General features: G+C 72.0%; 13 protein-coding genes. 7 read left to right on the top strand and 6 right to left on the bottom strand.

The features are described from left to right. Window positions 1-51 precede the first annotated feature (51 nt). The 5 genes from ASG32_RS31215 (at window position 52) to ASG32_RS31195 (ending at window position 4,909) form a co-directional block, all read left to right on the top strand. Complete coding sequence (locus ASG32_RS31215; protein ID WP_026605096.1) at window positions 52-1,332, top strand: dicarboxylate/amino acid:cation symporter; 1,281 nt, start codon at window positions 52-54, stop codon at window positions 1,330-1,332. 124 nt (window positions 1,333-1,456) lie between these two features. Then, on the top strand, window positions 1,457-2,362 hold the full coding sequence (locus ASG32_RS31210) for an amino acid ABC transporter substrate-binding protein (RefSeq protein WP_056533894.1): 906 nt from the start codon (window positions 1,457-1,459) through the stop codon (window positions 2,360-2,362). Between the two features lie 111 nt (window positions 2,363-2,473). Beyond that, window positions 2,474-3,148 (top strand): DUF1007 family protein, encoded by a 675-nt coding sequence (locus ASG32_RS31205; protein WP_056533892.1) that lies wholly within the window; start codon window positions 2,474-2,476, stop codon window positions 3,146-3,148. Then, window positions 3,139-4,131 (top strand): nickel/cobalt transporter, encoded by a 993-nt coding sequence (locus ASG32_RS31200; protein ID WP_056533891.1) that lies wholly within the window; start codon window positions 3,139-3,141, stop codon window positions 4,129-4,131. The genes ASG32_RS31205 and ASG32_RS31200 overlap by 10 nt, the downstream gene beginning before the upstream one ends. 61 nt (window positions 4,132-4,192) lie before the next feature. Then, window positions 4,193-4,909, top strand: coding sequence for a hypothetical protein (locus ASG32_RS31195; protein ID WP_056533890.1), 717 nt, complete (start codon window positions 4,193-4,195; stop codon window positions 4,907-4,909). On the opposite strand, the gene ASG32_RS31190 is transcribed toward ASG32_RS31195, so the two are convergent. Together ASG32_RS31190 and ASG32_RS31185 are read right to left on the bottom strand one after the other, a co-directional pair. Next, entirely contained in the window at window positions 4,910-5,497 is a 588-nt protein-coding gene (locus ASG32_RS31190) for a histidine phosphatase family protein (RefSeq protein WP_020094240.1), read from the bottom strand. 44 nt (window positions 5,498-5,541) lie between these two features. Next, window positions 5,542-5,937, bottom strand: coding sequence for a VOC family protein (locus tag ASG32_RS31185; RefSeq protein WP_020094241.1), 396 nt, complete (start codon window positions 5,935-5,937; stop codon window positions 5,542-5,544). A 399-nt stretch (window positions 5,938-6,336) separates the two neighbouring features. On the opposite strand from ASG32_RS31185, the gene ASG32_RS31180 reads away from it, so the two are divergent. After that, window positions 6,337-8,028, top strand: a complete 1,692-nt coding sequence (locus ASG32_RS31180; protein WP_107352022.1) for a HAMP domain-containing methyl-accepting chemotaxis protein — start codon at window positions 6,337-6,339, stop codon at window positions 8,026-8,028. A gap of 6 nt (window positions 8,029-8,034) precedes the next feature. Here the strand turns inward: ASG32_RS31180 and recF are convergent, their stop codons facing one another. Next, window positions 8,035-9,189 (bottom strand): DNA replication/repair protein RecF, encoded by a 1,155-nt coding sequence (gene recF, locus ASG32_RS31175; protein WP_056533889.1) that lies wholly within the window; start codon window positions 9,187-9,189, stop codon window positions 8,035-8,037. Window positions 9,190-9,409: 220 nt separating this feature from the next. Then, window positions 9,410-10,531: a DNA polymerase III subunit beta gene (gene dnaN / locus ASG32_RS31170; RefSeq protein ID WP_012319207.1), complete on the bottom strand. Its 1,122-nt coding sequence runs from the start codon at window positions 10,529-10,531 to the stop codon at window positions 9,410-9,412. A gap of 219 nt (window positions 10,532-10,750) precedes the next feature. Here dnaN and ASG32_RS31165 point away from each other — a divergent pair, with 219 nt between their 5' ends. Continuing rightward, entirely contained in the window at window positions 10,751-12,079 is a 1,329-nt protein-coding gene (locus ASG32_RS31165; RefSeq protein WP_056533885.1) for an MFS transporter, read from the top strand. 24 nt (window positions 12,080-12,103) lie between these two features. Here the strand turns inward: ASG32_RS31165 and ASG32_RS31160 are convergent, their stop codons facing one another. Together ASG32_RS31160 and ASG32_RS31155 are read right to left on the bottom strand one after the other, a co-directional pair. Then, window positions 12,104-12,340 carry a hypothetical protein gene (locus ASG32_RS31160; RefSeq protein WP_020094245.1) on the bottom strand — a complete coding sequence of 79 codons (237 nt, stop codon included), beginning with the start codon at window positions 12,338-12,340 and terminating at the stop codon, window positions 12,104-12,106. 113 nt (window positions 12,341-12,453) lie between these two features. Beyond that, complete coding sequence (locus ASG32_RS31155) at window positions 12,454-13,725, bottom strand: hypothetical protein (RefSeq protein WP_082558133.1); 1,272 nt, start codon at window positions 13,723-13,725, stop codon at window positions 12,454-12,456. Between the last annotated feature and the right edge of the window lie 326 nt (window positions 13,726-14,051).

The raw sequence follows: 14,051 nt of genomic DNA, 5'->3' as shown, positions 1-14,051 counted from the left end.
TAACGAATTGCAATGCTCGATCATCCCGGGCCCAGGCGAGGAGCAGTACCGATGGCAGGGTCGCGACTCACGACGATGATCTTCATCGGCATGCTCCTCGGCATCGCCGTGGGCTACGCCTGCAGCATCACCTGGCCCGATCCGCAGACCGCCAAGGAGATCGCCGGCTACATCGCGCTGGTCTCCGACGTGTTCCTCCGCCTGATCAAGATGATCATCGCGCCGCTGGTCTTCTCCACGCTGGTCGTCGGCATCGCCCATCTCGGGGATACCGCCTCCGTCGGCCGGGTCGGCGGCAAGGCGCTGCTCTGGTTCGTCGGCGCCTCGTTCTGCTCTCTGATGCTCGGCCTCATCATGGTCAACCTGATGCAGCCCGGCCACAACCTGAACCTGCCGCTGCCCGATGCCGGGGCCGGCACCGGGCTCAAGGCGGCTTCGCTCTCGCTCAAGGAGTTCGTGACGCACCTCGTGCCGAAGAGCGCCGTCGAGGCGATGGCCAACAACGAGATCCTGCAGATCGTGGTCTTCTCGATCTTCTTCGGCGTGGGCCTCGCCGCCCTCGGCGAGAAGGGCCGCCTGCTCGCGCAGGGCATCGAGGGCATCGCCGACGTCATGCTCAAGGTGACGGGCTACGTGATGATGTTCGCCCCCGTTGCGGTGTTCGCCGCCATCGCGGCGACGATCACCACGCAGGGCATCGGCGTGCTCGTGACCTACGGCAAGTTCCTCGTGGAGTTCTACATCAGCCTCGGCGTGCTCTGGACGCTGCTGATGGGCGTCGGCTTCCTGCTGCTCGGGGGCGGCGGCATCATGCGCCTGTTCAACCTGATCAAGGAGCCCTTCGTGCTGGCCTTCTCGACGGCGTCGAGCGAGGCCGCCTACCCCAAGATGCTCTCGAACCTGGAGAAGTTCGGGGTGCCGAACCGGATCACCTCGTTCGTGCTGCCGATGGGCTACTCGTTCAATCTCGACGGCTCGATGATGTACTGCACCTTCGCGGTGATGTTCATCGCGCAGGCCTACAACATCCCGCTGAGCTGGGGCCAGCAGCTCACGATGCTGCTCCTGCTGATGGTGACCTCGAAGGGCATGGCCGGCGTGCCGCGCGCCTCGCTGGTGGTGATCTCGGCGACGCTGTCGCACTTCAACATCCCGGAGGCCGGGCTGCTGCTGATCATCGGGATCGACCAGTTCCTCGACATGGGCCGGTCGGCCACCAACGTGCTCGGCAACAGCGTCGCCACCGTGGCGGTCGCCAAGTGGGAGGGCCAGCTCAGCACCACCGACCAGCGCCTCGACCATGTCGGCACGGTGGCCTCGCCCGCGGAGTAGGGGCCAGTCCGGCGAAATCTGCGCGCGCCGCGATGGCGGGCGCAGGACGGCCGCTCTCATGAGCGCTCTCACGGGTGCCCTGAATCGCGGCGTGGCTTGTGCGGTGCCCTTCGGAGGCGGAGTGATGACGATGCGGCTCGTCGCGGTTCTGGCGCTGGCGCTGGCGGCGACGCCCGCCTCCGCCGTCGAGGTGCTCACCGGGACGCTCAGGAGCGTCGCCGAGCGCGGGGAGATCGTCCTCGGCTACCGGGAGAGCTCGGTGCCGTTCTCCTTCGTGGAGGGCAAGCAGTCGGACGGGAGCCCCCGACCGATCGGCTACGCCATCGACCTCTGCGGCGAGATCGCGGACGACATCCAGGCGGCGATCGGCCGGCCGGTGAAGATCCGCTACGCACCGGTCACGGCCGAGAGCCGCATCGAGGCGGTGACCTCCGGCAAGATCGACCTCGAGTGCGGCTCGACCACCGCCAATGCCGAGCGCCGCAAGCAGGTCGCCTTCTCGCCGGTGGACTACATCAGCGCGACGCAGCTGCTGGTGAAGCGCGGATCGGGCATCGCCTCCTACCGCGATCTCGGCGGGAAGACCGTGGTGGTCACGGCCGGCACCACCAACGAGAAGGCCGTGCGCGAACAGTTCGCCCGCCTGAAGATCGACGCGCAGGTGGTGACGGCGCCCGACCACGCTGCCTCCTACGCGATGGTCAAGGCCGGCAAGGCCGACGCCTTCGCCACCGACGACGTGCTGCTCTACGGGCTGATCGCCACGGACGCGAAGGACGGGGCGAACTACACGGTGCTGCCCGACAAGCTCTCCTACGAGCCCTACGGGATCATGTTCCGCAAGGACGATCCGGAACTCGCCGGCCTCGTGCAGCAGACCTTCACGCGACTCGCCGAGTCGCGGGCGCTGCGCTGGACCTACGAGCGCTGGTTCCTCAAGCGCCTGCCCAACGGCGAACGCCTCGACATCCCGATGTCGAACGACCTGCGGGTCAGCTTCCAGCTGATGGGCCTCGACGGGGGCGAGTGACCGGCGCGGGGACAGGCGCGACGACCGGACGGCGCCTCGCTTTCGCCCAACCGGCACGCGAGGAAGACGCGGCCTGATCGCTTCCCTCCCGCCGCGAGCGTGCCACCGTCCATGCTGATCGCCGCGCCCTGCCCGAAACCGCTCGCCCTGGCACTGGCCGCCGCCCTCGGCTGCGCCGCCTCGGCGGCCTCCGCCCACCCGCACGTCTGGGTGACCGCCAAGGCGCAGCTCGTCTACGCGGACGGCAAGCTCGTCGGCGTCCGCGACACGTGGAGCTTCGATCCCGAGTACACGGCCTTCGTCACGCAGGGCCTCGACACCAACAAGGACGGCAAGCTCAGCCCGGAGGAGCTCGCCGGGCTCGCCGCCGAGAACACCGCCAACCTCGCCGAGTTCGGCTACTTCACGAAGCTGAAGGTCGGCGGCAAGGAGCAGGCCTTCGGCGATCCGAAGGAGCCGGCGGCGCACATGGACGACCGGGCGCTGGTCATGACCTTCCTGCTGCCCCTGAAGACCCCGGTCCAGCAGGGGCGGGGGGTCGCCACGCTGGAGGTCTACGACCCGACCTACTTCGTCGCCTTCTCGTTCGCCGAGGGCGCGGACGCCGCCACCCTCGCGGGTGCGCCCCAGGGCTGCGCCGCCACGGTCACCCGGCCGAAGACCGAGCAGCCGAAGACGGCCGATGCCGGGTCGCCGGGCATGACCGAGGCCTTCTTCGAGGCGCTCACTGCCGCCTCGACCTACGGGGTGCAGTTCGCCAGCCGGGTTCTCGTGGCATGTCCGTAGGCATCGGGATCGTCGCCCCCGCCGGGGCGGGACGGCTGGGGCTGAGGCTCGGCCTCATGGCCGCGGCCATCGCGCTGGCCGCGCTGCTCGCGGCCGCGATCGCGTGGCTGGTCGCGCCCGGCCTCGCCGCGCCGCCGCCGCGCTCGCCCTTCGGGATCGGCTTCCGCGAGGCCGCGCCGGCCGCCACGGGTCTCGGCGGCGTCATCCTGGCGCTGCAGGCGAGCTTCTCCCGCAGCCTCAACGCCGCGGTGAGCGCGCTGCGGGGCGGCGGCAGCTGGACCCCGCTGATCGGCCTCGCCTTCGCGTACGGCGTGTTCCACGCCGCCGGCCCGGGCCACGGCAAGGCGGTGATCGCCGGCTACATCCTGGCGGGGGAGCGGGCGCTCCGGCGCGGCGCCGCGCTGAGCGTCTGCGCCGCGCTGCTCCAGGCCTGCGTGGCCGGGGCGATCGTCGGCCTCGGCACGCTGGTCCTCAACGCCACGGCGGCGAGCATCACCCGGGCCGGCACCCTGATCGAGACCGTGAGCTTCGCCCTCGTCGCCCTGATCGGGCTGGTCCTGACGTGGCGCAAAGCCGGTCGCCTCGCCAATCTCGGCGCGGGTTGCGGCCCGGGCTGCAGCCACCTGCCGGAACCGCAGGCCCTCGACACCCTCGACACGTGGCGCGAGCGGGCCGGGGTGGTGCTGGCGGCCGGGACACGCCCCTGCGCCGGCGCCGTGCTGGTCCTCGTCTTCGCGGTGTCGCAGGGCGTGCCCGGCGCGGGCGTGCTGGCGGTCCTGGCGATGGCGCTCGGCACCGCGCTGACCACGACGGCCCTGGCCTGCCTCGCGGTCTTCGCCAAGCGGGTGGCGCTGCGCCTCGCGGGCGGACGAGGACAGGCCGGACTCCTGGCGCTCGGTGGCCTCGAACTCGTCGCCGCCGCCTTCGTGCTGGTCCTGGGCGCCGCGATGCTCTCGGGCCTCGCCCCGGGCCTCGGCGGCTGAAGGGCCTCGCCTTCCGGGGCGCGGCGTGCCACGCTGCGCGACCGAGACGGAGCGCGCGCCGATGCATCCCGACTTCGCGACGATCCTGAACTGGCGTCTGCTCGCTGGATCGCATCCCTTCCCCGGGCCAGACGGCGGGACCTGCATCAACGAGGCCGCGATGGTGGCCGCGGGCCTGCCCTACCGGGCGATCCGCTCCAGCGCGGACTGCCCACCCTGCTTCTCGCGGCCGGCCGCCGCCTACGCCCTCGGGCTCAACGACGCCATGCCGGACGAGGTGCGGCCGCAGCTGATGGCCTTCGTCCTGCGCCTGTCGGGCAGCGCCGACACGGCGGAGATCGAGGGCGCCCGCACCCGGCATCTGGCGCTGGAGAGCGTCCGCCGCATCCTGGCGCCGCTCTGCGCGGTCGCCGGGATGGTCGAGGACGCGGAAGCCTGCTCCGGCGCGCCCGACTGGCCCGCGGCCCTGGCGGCGGCCCGCGCGGCTGCGTGGCGGGGCGGGGCGCGCGCGCAGGCGGCGGCCCAGGCGCGGCGCTGGCGGGAAGGCGCGCTGACCGCGGCGGTGTCCCGCACCGCGACGGCGGCGGAACGCGCCGGCGAGGACGCGCGCTGCGCCGCCGAGGTGGCCGAGGGGGCGGCGCCGTTCCTGACCGGAACCTGGGCCGAGGCCTGCACGATCCTCGCGGAGGCCCTCGCCATCGGCCGGCAGGCGCCGGAGATCGCCGTCGCCGGCGCCCGTCAGCGCATGGACGCGGCGCGCGCCCGGGTGCCGGCCTGATCAGGCCGCCGCGGGCGCGGCGTCGAGATCGAAGTCGATGGTGCCGCAATTCTCCAGGAACGTGCCGGTGAGGTGGTAGAAGAACGTCCCGTGGCCGACCACCGCGATGGTGGTCTCCGGCCGGGCCCGCAGCCAATCGCGGAACGCCGCGACCCGGGCGTCGAACAGGGGGCGGGGCTCCACCGGGTAGCCGCCGACCTCGCAGCCGGGCTCCGCGTGCCACCAGACCTCGGGCAGGTGCCCGACATCGAGGTGGGGGAAGTCCGCGGCGATCTCCGAGGCGGCCCGGCCGACATCGCAGCTGCTCTCCTGGCACTCGCGGTGCAGCACCTCGACCAGCACCCGCGGCCGGCTCGGATGCTCGCCGAACAGGATCGCCGCGGTCTCGATGGCGCGGGTCAGGGGCGAGACCACCACGAGGTCGAAGGGGATCGGCCGGAGCCGCTCCCGCGCGGCCCGGGCCTGGGCTTGGCCCAGCTCGGTCAGGCGGGCGTCGGGCAGGCCGGGATCGCCGCCCCCGTGCCGGTGGGCCGCGTTGAAGGTCGACTGCCCGTGGCGGATGCAGACGATGCGGGTCTTGTCCTGCATGGATCTCGAAGACGTTCCGGAGAGGGAATGGCGGACCGGACCGGTCACGCGAAGCGGCCGCCGCGCTGGATGACCTCGATCTTGTAGCCGTCCGGGTCGGTGGCGAAGAAGAACCGCGCGAGCACGTCGTCCCCGTGCTTGAGGGTCTTGACGTCGGTGGCCGTGAAGCCCTCGCGCCGGTGCCGGGCGTGCTCGGCCTCCACGTCGTCGACCACGAAGGCGATGTGCCCGTAGCCGTCGCCGAGATCGTAGGGCTTGTCGCGGCCCTTGTTCACCGTGAGCTCCAGCTCGAACGGCGAGTCCGGATCCCGCATGTAGACGAGGGTGAAGTCCGGGAAGTCGAACCGGCCGGACACCGCGAGACCGAAGGCACGGGCATAGTAGTCGCGCGCGCGCTCTTCCTCGAGGACGCGGATCATGGCGTGGACGGGCTTGGACATGCGCGCGGAGTTCCGTGGGCACGCCGGCGGCGTGCAGCGCCCACTATGTGGCGCGATCCGCAGCCGCGAAAAGGCCGGTGGCGCGGCGCCGGGGTCGCGCCCCGGGACGTCGGCCACGAGCTGTCGAAGAACCCGGCCCGTATAGACCGATCCCATATTGCATATCCTAAATCAATATCTGTTCTTTAAATCTTTCCAAGGAGTGTATTAGAGTCAATATATGAGGAGCCATGCTGATATAAGATATCGCAGAAGGCTCGGAGACACAAAATCAAACCGCACAATGATATTTCTCATTGACACAATCGCGCTTCCAACGCTTTATCGACCTCGACGACCAAAGTGAATCCCATGAGATCATGAGGCCGATCATCGATCGAGTGAAGGGATTTCAAGACAGTGATACGCTTATCCAATATCAATATACTTCCAAAAATTGCTGCCGTCATCGCGCTGATATGCGTGATTGTCGGCGGATGTATCTGGTACGCTCAGGCGCGGATGACGGTCATCGACGACCGCTACAGCGAGTTCCTCGCCCGCGAGGCGACGGCGGTGGCGGAGGCACGCAGGCTGAACCGCCTGGTGATCGAGTTGAATTACTGGGTCTACCGGATCATCGCGGAGACCGATCAGGGCCAGATGCAGGCCGCCAACGGGGGCTTCGAGGCCGCGCTGCCCGCGGTGAGGGCGCTCCTTCCGAGCCTCCGATCGCACGCACCGACCTTCGCCGCGCGCATCGATGAGCAGGCCGCGCGGATCGAGCGCTATCTCAGGGACGTGAGCGAGGTCCGCCGGCTGGGCACTGCCAATCAGAACGAGCAAGCCATCGCGCTGATCCACACGGCGATCGATCCGACGTTCTCCGGCTTGCTGACCGACGGCAACCGGATGGCCGAGGACATCGATGCGTACATGCATAGGGGCTCGGGCGACCTGACCGATCAGACCAACGAGACCCGCCGGACGCTGATGATCGTCAGCGGTCTCGGCATGCTGGCGGGGCTGCTGGCGGCGGTGTTCATCGCCACGGTCGGGATCACGCGGCCGCTCGACCGGCTGGTCAAGGTCCTGCAGCGGATGGCGCAGGGCGAGGTCGAGGCCGAGATCCCCGAGGCCGCCCGAAGGGACGAGGTGGGCGCCGTCGGCAAGGCCGTCGAGGGCATCAAGGTCATGGTCGCCCGTAAGGCCGCCGAGGAAGCCGAGATGAAGCGCCGCGCCGACGAGGCGGCAGCGGCCGCGCGCAGGCGGACCATGGTGGAACTCGTGGACGGGTTCGAGCGGGCCGTGGGGAGCATCGTCGGGATGGTCTCGTCCTCGGCCACCGAGTTGCAGGCCACGGCGCAGACCATGACGTCGAGCGCGACCGAGACGGCCAGCCAGTCCACCACGGTGGCGGCCGCCGCCGAGCAGGCCTCCGCCAACGTCCAGACCGTGGCGGCCGCCGCCGAGGAGCTGGGCACCTCCGTGCAGGAGATCGGCCGGCAGGTCCTCGGCTCGGCCAACCTCGCGCAGGCGGCGGTCGGCGAGGCGGACGAGACCCAGCACCTCGTTCAGGCGCTCAGCCAGGCGGCGACGCGCATCGGCGACATGGTCGGGCTCATCGCGAACATCGCCGGGCAGACCAACCTGCTGGCGCTCAACGCCACGATCGAGGCGGCCCGGGCCGGCGAGGCTGGCCGCGGATTCGCGGTCGTCGCCGCCGAGGTCAAGGAGCTCGCCGGCCAGACCGCCCGGGCCACCGAGGAGATCAGCCAGCAGATCGGCCAGATCCAGGGTGTGACCGGCCAGGCGGTCTCGGCCATCGACACGATCGCCGCCCGGATCCGCGAGATCGACGCGGTCGCCGCCACCATCGCGGCGGCGGTGGAGCAGCAGGGCGCGGCCACGCAGGAGATCGTCCGCAACGTCTCGCAGGCGGCGGCCGGCACCGACGAGGTGACGAGCAACATCGCCGGCGTGGCGCGGGCCTCGGAAGAGACCGGCGCCGCGGCAGCCCAGGTTCTGGGGGCGGCCGGCGAGCTGTCGCGCCAGTCCGAGCATCTGGGCGTCGAGGTCTCCCGCTTCCTCGGGTCGGTCCGGGCGGCCTGAGGCCGATCAGCCGCCGACCCGCAGGACCTGCGTCCGGGTGCCGGCCTGCGCGAAGGCGTCCGGGTCGGCGCCGGTCATCCAGACCTGCCCCGGCAGGGCCTCGAGGGCCTCGAACAGGCCGGCCCGGCGGCGGGGATCGAGGTGGGCCGCCACCTCGTCCAGGAGGATCAGCGGGGCGATGCCGCTCATGGCCTGCACCAGCCGCGCGTGGGCGAGGACGAGGCCGATGAGCAGCGCCTTCTGCTCGCCCGTGGACGCCGTCCCGGCCGGCACGTCCTTCGGGCCGTGGCGGACCACGAGGTCGCTGCTCTGCGGCCCGATCAGCGTGCGGCCGGCGGCCCGGTCCCGGTTGCGGCCGTTGCGGAGCGCCATGCGGTAGCGATCCTCGGCCTCGAGGGCCGGCCAGACCGCGACCAGATCGTCGAGGTCGCCCTCGAGGCGGATGGCCGCCCAGGGGAAGGGCTGCGCGTCGTCCCGGGTCTCGGCGATCAGCCGGTCGAGGCGCTCGGCGGTCTCGCGCCGGGCGAGCGCCACGGCGACGCCGAGCTCCGCGACCTCCCGCTCCACCGCGTCGAGCCAGCGGTCGTCGTCGGGCCGCTCCTCCAGCAGGCGGTTGCGCGAGCGCAGGGCCCGCTCCAGCGCGGAGACCCGGGCGCCGTGGGCGGCGTCGACCGCCAGCACGAGACGGTCGAGGAACCGTCGCCGGTCTCCGGCCGCCCCGCGGAACAGGCCGTCGAGGTCGGGGGTCAGCCAGACGACCCGCAGGAACTCGCTGAACGCCACCGGCGAGGCCGCGGTGGCGCCGTCGATCCGGCACAGCCGGCTCGCGCGCCCGTCGGGACCCGGCGGCTCGAGCCCGGTGCCGAGCCGGTGCTCGGCGCCGTCGCGATCGAGGGTGAGCGAGACCGCGAATCCGCCCGGGCCGCCGCTGCGCGCCATGGCGGCGAACTCCGCCCGGCGCAGGCCCCGGCCCGGTACGAACAGCGAGAGCGCCTCGAGCAGGTTGGTCTTGCCCGCGCCGTTCTCCCCGACCAGCGCGACGAAGCGGGCCTCGGGCGTCAGTTCGAGGTCCGCGTGGTTGCGGAAATCGCGGGCGATCAGGCGGGTGACGCGCAGGCTCGACCCGTCGGGCTCGTCCCGCGGATCGCGGATGTCGCTCATCGGTGAACCGAGGGGTGAACCGAGGGGCCGAGACGCGCCGCGCTCAACCGTCCCTTGCTGTCTGACATCCCATCCAACCACCTCGCCCCGAGGCGCCCGCGTCAGCGGGCCGCGCGGGCGGGCTCCAGAAACCACATCGCCGTCCGGGGACCTCCCGCGCGGCCCCCGCTGCGCTCCGGCACCTCGGGACGAGGGCGGGACCGGGATCCGCGCGGCCGCCTCACACCCGCATCGGCATCAGCACGTACAACGCCGGCGCGCCCTCGCGGTCCTGGATCAGGGTCGGCGAGCCGGGATCCGCGAGCTTGAACAGGGCGGTGTCGCCCTCGAGCTGCGCGGTGATGTCGAGGAGGTAGCGGGCGTTGAAGCCGATATCGAGGCCGGCCGCCTCGTAGTCGACGTCGAGCTCCTCGGTGGCACTACCGGAATCCGGGTTGTTCACCGAGAGCGCGAGGCGCCCTTCGGCGAGCCCGAGCTTCACCGCGCGCCCGCGCTCCGACGAGATCGTCGAGACCCGGTCCACGGCCTTCGCGAAGGCGTCGCGCTCGACGGTCAGCCGCTTGTCGTTGTTGGCCGGGATCACCCGCTGGTAATCCGGGAAGGTGCCGTCGATCAGCTTGGAGATCAGCGTCAGGCCGCCGGCGAAGCGCAGGCGGATCTTCGCGGGCGACAGGTCGACCGCGACGGTCTCGCCGCCGTCGTCGAGGAGCTTCTGAATCTCGGCGACCGCCTTGCGCGGCACGATCACGCCCGGCATGCCGACGCTGCCCTGCGGGGCCGGGATCTCGACGCGGGCGAGCCGGTGGCCGTCCGTTGCCACCGCCCGCATCGCCGGGCCGTTCTCGGTCTCCAGCGTGTGCAGGTAGATGCCGTTCAGATAGTAGCGGGTCTCCTCGGTGGAGATCGCGAACTGGGTCTTCTCGATCAGCCGCTTCAGGTCGGCGGCGGCGATCTCGAAGCCGTGCGGCATCTCGCCGGCGGCGAGGTCCGGGAAGTCGCCCTCCGGCAGGGCGCCCAGGGCGAAGCGCGAGCGTCCGGACCGGATCGTCATCTGGCCGGACTCGCCGCCGGTCTCCAGGGAGACCTGCGCGCCGTCGGGGAGCTTGCGCACGATGTCGTAGATCACGTGTGCCGGCACGGTTGTGGCGCCCGCATCCGCCACGTCCGCCGGCACGCTCTCGGTCACCTCGATGTCGAGATCCGTCGCCCGGAGCTGGAGACCCGACCCTTCCGCGCGCAGGAGCACGTTCGACAGGATCGGGATCGTGTTGCGGCGCTCGACGACCCGGTGCACGTGGCCGAGCGACCTGAGCAGGGCCGCGCGCTCGACAGTGACTCTCATCGCAATACTCAAGTGATAGGGACGGCGCCGCGGCCGGCGACCGTCGCGGAATATGGCCGTTCAGCTTGGCGAAGGGGACAGGGGAACGCAAGGCCGCCGTCGGTGCACCGCACAGCGACCTCCGCGTCCAGGGCGGATGCCCATGTCCGGAGCGGGGTATCGGCCCCCGGCGGCCCGTGCGAAAGCGCCGCGACCGACCCGGATCCCCCCATCCCGATCATGCTGCAGACCATCGACCCCGCGGGCAACACCGCAGACCCCTCGCAGGCCGCCCCGAGCGCCCCCCCGAGTGCTCGGCGGATCCTCGCCGCGAGCTTCGTCGGGACGGCGATCGAGTTCTTCGACTTCTACATCTACGCCACCGCCACCGCCCTGGTGATCGGCCCGGTCTTCTTCCCCGCCGGCGCGCCCGGCGTGCAGCAGCTCAGCGCCTTCGCGACCTTCGCCATCGCGTTCATCGCGCGGCCCGTCGGCGCGGCCCTGTTCGGGCATTTCGGCGACCGGGTCGGCCGCAAGGCGACGCTGGTGGCGTCCCTGCTGATCATGGGCATCTCCACGGTGCTGATCGGCTGCCTGCCGACCTACGCGTCGGTCGGCTGGTGGGCGCCGGCGGCGCTGTGCATCCTGCGCTGCGGGCAGGGGATCGGGTTCGGCGGCGAGTGGGGCGGCGCGGCGCTGCTGGCGGTCGAGAACGCGCCGCCGGGCCGGCGCGCGTGGTACGGCATCTTCCCGCAACTCGGGGCGCCGGTCGGCTTCGTCCTGGCCAATCTCGGCTTCCTCGCCCTCAGCTTCGGCCTGACGCCCGAGAGCTTCCAGGCCTGGGGCTGGCGCCTGCCGTTCCTGGCCTCGGCGGCGCTCGTCGGCGTCGGGCTCTACGTGCGCCTGAAACTCACCGAGACGCCGGCCTTCAAGGCGGCGCTCAGCCAGGCCCGGCCGGAGCGCGTGCCCTTCGCCACCATGCTGACCCAGCACGGACACGCCGTCCTGGTCGGCACCTTCGCGATGGTGGCGGTCTACGCGGTGTTCTACCTCTCGACCGTCTTCGCCCTGGGCTACGGCACCGGCACCCTCGGCTACAGCCGGCCGACCTTCCTGCTGTTCGAGTGCATCGCGGTCTGCTTCATGGCGCTCGGCACCGTCGTGTCGGGGGCCGCAGCCGACCGCTTCGGCCGCCGGCCTGTGCTGCTCTCCGGCATGGCTGTGACGTTCCTGCTGGGCTTCCTCATGGGGCCGATGCTGGGCCACGCCGCCGGCACCGGCACCTGGCCGCCGGTCCTCGGCTTCCTGTGCCTCAGCCTCCTGACAATGGGGTGGGTGTTCGGACCGATGGGCGCCGTCCTGCCTGAGCTGTTCCCGACGCGGGTGCGCTACACGGGCGCCTCGGTGACCTACAACCTGGCGGGGATCCTGGGGGCCTCGGGGGCGCCCTACATCGCGCAGCAGCTCGCGGCCTACGGCGGCATCGGCTTCGTCGGGTTCTACCTAGCGGGGGCCGCGATCCTCAGCTTCCTCGCCGTGCTGGCCATGCCGGAGACTGCCGGCCGCTGACGGGACGGGCGGGCGCCGCCGGCCTCAGCGGCCGGCGCGATCCTGAGCCGCCGCCACGGTGGGCTCGAAGCGCCCGAGGAAGCGCGTCCGCTCCCACAGCTCGATCGCGTCGCGCCCGACCATCGCCCGGGCGCGGCGGCGCGCCTGCGTGTCGTCCTCGGCCGACAGGATCTCGGCCGCGCGGACGCGGCCCGCCCGGTCGAGCCGGAAGGCCCTGTAAGCGCGGCTCCGGTGAGCCGTTCCAGCATCCAGCGCGAGCATAGCGACATCCTCCGGGCCGGAACGTCCCGGAAGATGGTTAACCGTCGGTAAACCGCGGTTCTCGCGATCGAGGACGCGGTCCCGACGCGCCCGCTCGGCGGGGGCGGAGCTCCTCAGCTCCGCTTGTCGAGCGGGCGACCGAGGAGGCGGGCGAACTCGGCCTCGATCTCCTCCACCGAGAACGGGTTGCCGGATCCCTTCGCGTCGGGCTTGGGCGCGGACGGCGGCGGCGGCGGCGGGGCCGGCACGGGCGGAGGGGGTTCGACCTTGGGCATCGCCGGCGGCGGCACGGGTTTGGCCGGAGGCGGAGGCGGAGGCGGAGGTGGGGGCGGGGGGGCCTCCGGCTCGTCGACCGGGGCGGGGGCGGGCACCGGCTCGACCGGGACGCTCGCCATCGCGGCGGCCAGCGGATCGACGCCCTCGGGCGCCGGCGGGGCGGGCGCGGGCTGCGGCGGCGGCGTCACGGCCGAGGACGAGCGCGACAGGGCGGCCTGGAGCTGCCGGGCCATGTCGGACAGTACCACCGGATCGACCGACTTGCGCTCGGAGGGCACCGCGAGGCTCGGGGCCAGACGGGCGGGCTCCGGCTCCGCCGGTGCCGGCTCGGGCTTGCGCTCGGAGGCCGGGTTGGGCCGCGGCTCGATCAGCGGCGGCGCGGTTCGGCTCAGGATCCGCCGCGGCGCGACCGGCTCGCGCGGCGGGGGCGCGGGCGACTCCACCGCCGGCGGCGCGATTGGCGGCGACACCATCGGCGGCGGCACCACCGGCTCGGGCGCGGGCGGCGCCGGGGGTTGAGGCGGCGCGGCACTCAGAGGTGCGGTGACGTCCTGGCCGGGCTCGTCGCCGCCGAACAGCCCGGGATCGAGGGGCAGCGTCACGGGCGGAGCGGAGGCCGAGCGCGGCACCGGCGACGGCACCACCACCGGCATCGCGAAGCCCGGATCGAACAGCGGTTCGGCGCGCCGCCCGCCGGATTCCGGCAGACCGCGGGGCGGCTCGGGCAGGCGGCCACCCTGGACCAGGGGGTCCGGGAGCGGCTCGTCCAGCGGCTCCGGCGCCAGCTCCGGCCGGATCGCCGCCTCGGGCAGGGGCCGCTGGCCGCGCTGGATGTTGCGCTCGACCACCACATCGTTGGGGCCGCCCACGAGGAGCAGGTGCTCGACATTGTCCCGGCGCAGCAGGATGAGCTGCCGGGCCCGATCGAGCTCGTACACGTCGACGATCCCGAGCCGCGGCTGACGCCCGCGGCTCCCGGACCGGCCCGGCAGGGCGAGGCTTCGGCCGGTGAGCCGGCGCACCGTGAACACGATCGCCGCGAGCGCCGTGAAGATGACGGCGAAGATCACGATATACTGGACGATGGGGGAGCCGTCAGAGCCGAACACGGATTGCAGCCATCGCAAGATTACGCACTCGCACGTTCCGACCGCCGCGGGTGCGCGCCGGCACGGACTTGATCCATACCACGCCGGAGGGGCGGCAAGGCAAACGACGTTAAGAGTTCGTTAACAGACCTTTTAATTGAGCGCGCGCAAGACAATAGGTCGGGACTGCGCCGCCGGTCCGGACGAGCCGGGGCATTTCCGCGCCCGCAACGCGATCCGACGCGGGCACCGGGCGTCCCTGAGATCGGGCTTAACGCGCCGTTAACCATGTAGGCGGCAGATTTTGCCGAGCCCGCTCGTCCCGGCGCGGCCACGCCATCCCGGAG

Source organism: Methylobacterium sp. Leaf361, assembly GCF_001424445.1.
GTDB lineage: Bacteria > Pseudomonadota > Alphaproteobacteria > Rhizobiales > Beijerinckiaceae > Methylobacterium.
The sequence above is the reverse complement of the archived record's forward strand: the minus strand, read 5'-3'. Positions and strand labels throughout refer to the sequence as shown.